Raw genomic sequence first — 2,124 nt, 5'->3', positions numbered from 1 at the left:
GACTTTTAGTCGGAATCGAACCTATGGATTTTCAATCCATAGTGGTTCAGTTTTTAGTATATAAATCTTTGATGAATAAAATAGTTGTTGGTCCGAGTCATATATCCAAATCAGGCAAGAATTTCCCTTGGTTTAGTGTCTGGTATAGATCCATTGTCTTCTGTTTATCCTTGAAATTGATATAAATCGGGACACTTTTCCGGCATTTAATCATAACATAGGGTGGAACTCCTTTTTTGATAAATAATTTTGAATGACTATCATCTGCTAATTTGAAATTCCCTATCAAAGCCCTTCCAAAAGCATACCCATTTGTCCGGTGGGAGATTGCAGGAATATTGGAAACCGTGTCTGCCAGTTCTATCTCTGAAAAGGGAATAGTCATGCCGTAAACTCCTTTAATCTTCAACTCATTATCATTCCATTCCGCTCTTGTTTCCTGAAAGTTAGGGATAAATGTCAATACTACAACTAACAAAAAAATCGCAATCCATATCGGGGTTTCCCTGTTTTTGGTGGAAGTTTCGGTCATATTCCTTACAATTTCTTTCCCGGCAATTAACGATTGAATTAATTGGCTGATTTCCTCTGGTTTGTTTGTGCCGATCCTGACGACAGACGACTTGTACTTGAATTGTAGTTCTATGGCTTTTAAACCAGTCACATTATACAGCCGACCATTAGGAAGAATGCGAATACCAATTCCATAATAGGGAGGGTTCGTTACAGGCTTGCATGACTTAATTTCCGAAATTTTATAGGATTTCCGAACCAGTCCGATACCGAATCTGAGAGAAACATTTTCAGCATCTGCTGTTATGGTCAATTTGTAGAAGATCAATAAACAAATGAAGAATATCAGGGCAAGAGAAATCTGAATGAAGAACGCGGGATTATTGTTTACGCCTAATCTTAATGCCCATACTGTAAATAATAAAAATAACGGTAACATTAACAGCACCGAAAGTGTACCGAATTGTGTAAATTTTTTTGTTTCCATTTATGGTAAATTAACGATGATCAGAATATTTGAAAAATCAGTACTTTCGAAACCACTTCAGCTACAATTAACCCGATAATGAATCCGATAACCAGTTTTGATCCCTTAGCACCGGTCGACACCTTAAATCCATTATACATCAAAGCAATAAACCAGACCATCACAGGAATACTGATGACACTAAAAATAATCAAACCGGGATTGTGCATTATAACCATAGGATTAGCCATAATCTCTTCTGCAGGGACAGATGTCACAAATAGACCGAATATGGCAAGCAGGATCAACGGTGACCTGGCAAGCACCATTGTTCCCAAAATATCTACAAAACGCAGACGTTTAGAGATAATCAGGCCTGCGATAAACTATATAACTACTACCGACACAACAGCAATTACCAAAAATAAAAATGAATCTTTTAAACTGAGATATTCAGTTATATGGCTATCAATTGCCCCATCAAACGCAACACCTGCATACGTTCCGATTACACCGGTGAGTAAAACAAACAGCATTCCCAAAGCGAAAGCCTGCCAACCGGCAATTTTAGTAAAAGGGTTAAAGAGTAAGTTCCATGTGAATTTATTTCTCATAGTCGTCAATTTTAGAGATTATATCGTTCAATAAGTTCCTTACAGTGGGATAACTGAGTGAGAGTTCTTTTGCCATCTCTTTCAGGCTTCCGCTTGATTTTACAAACTTCACTATAAAATCCTGTTCACTTGGCTGTAATTGGGCCAACAACGGTAAATCGTATAAACCGGACACTTCCGTGTGGCACGATTCACAAACGAGGCTTTTTACTTTTAGTTGTGACTGACAACTCGGACATATAGAAGGTAACATATTCTTTATTTTCTTACAAATATAAAACAAATATTCAATAATATCAAATAAATAATAAATATTATTCAATAAAAAATCAATTTAATTGATCCTACTCATTCATCTAACCATTTAGCCACCTAGGCAATTTTCCCACTTTCCCACCTCCCCATAAAACCATAAACAAAGTTAAAATTTAAAATAACACAGTATTATGTATTGCATAGTACAATGTTTTGGCATACATTTGTACCGTTCAATTGCATTGGTCGTTTTGAGTCGCCTTCGCTCCTCGATTG

At 36.4% G+C, this 2,124-nt stretch carries 4 protein-coding genes; all 4 read right to left on the bottom strand.

The window, feature by feature from the left end; all coding sequences use genetic code 11:
• Positions 1-97: 97 nt before the first annotated feature.
• Positions 98-826 (bottom strand): hypothetical protein, encoded by a 729-nt coding sequence (locus U2P89_RS00420; protein ID WP_139233504.1) that lies wholly within the window; start codon positions 824-826, stop codon positions 98-100.
• A gap of 194 nt (positions 827-1,020) precedes the next feature.
• Positions 1,021-1,317, bottom strand: a complete 297-nt coding sequence (locus tag U2P89_RS00415) for a hypothetical protein (RefSeq protein WP_322190331.1) — start codon at positions 1,315-1,317, stop codon at positions 1,021-1,023.
• Positions 1,318-1,365: 48 nt separating this feature from the next.
• Positions 1,366-1,593, bottom strand: a complete 228-nt coding sequence (locus tag U2P89_RS00410) for a hypothetical protein (RefSeq protein WP_322190330.1) — start codon at positions 1,591-1,593, stop codon at positions 1,366-1,368.
• Entirely contained in the window at positions 1,583-1,846 is a 264-nt protein-coding gene (locus U2P89_RS00405) for a DUF2089 family protein (protein WP_322190329.1), read from the bottom strand. Before U2P89_RS00405 ends, U2P89_RS00410 begins: the two co-directional genes overlap by 11 nt.
• Between the last annotated feature and the right edge of the window lie 278 nt (positions 1,847-2,124).

The sequence above is a fragment of the Proteiniphilum sp. genome (assembly GCF_034331125.1).
In the GTDB taxonomy this organism is placed as follows: domain Bacteria; phylum Bacteroidota; class Bacteroidia; order Bacteroidales; family Dysgonomonadaceae; genus Proteiniphilum; species Proteiniphilum saccharofermentans.
Note: the sequence above shows the minus strand (reverse complement) of the source record. Positions and strands in the feature narration are given on the sequence as shown.

Bases quoted from the DNA above. Each gene is read 5' to 3' on its own strand.
- U2P89_RS00410 (WP_322190330.1), bottom strand. From the start codon at position 1,593: ATGAGAAATAAATTCACATGGAACTTACTCTTTAACCCTTTTACTAAA.
- U2P89_RS00405 (WP_322190329.1), bottom strand. From the start codon at position 1,846: ATGTTACCTTCTATATGTCCGAGTTGTCAGTCACAACTAAAAGTAAAA.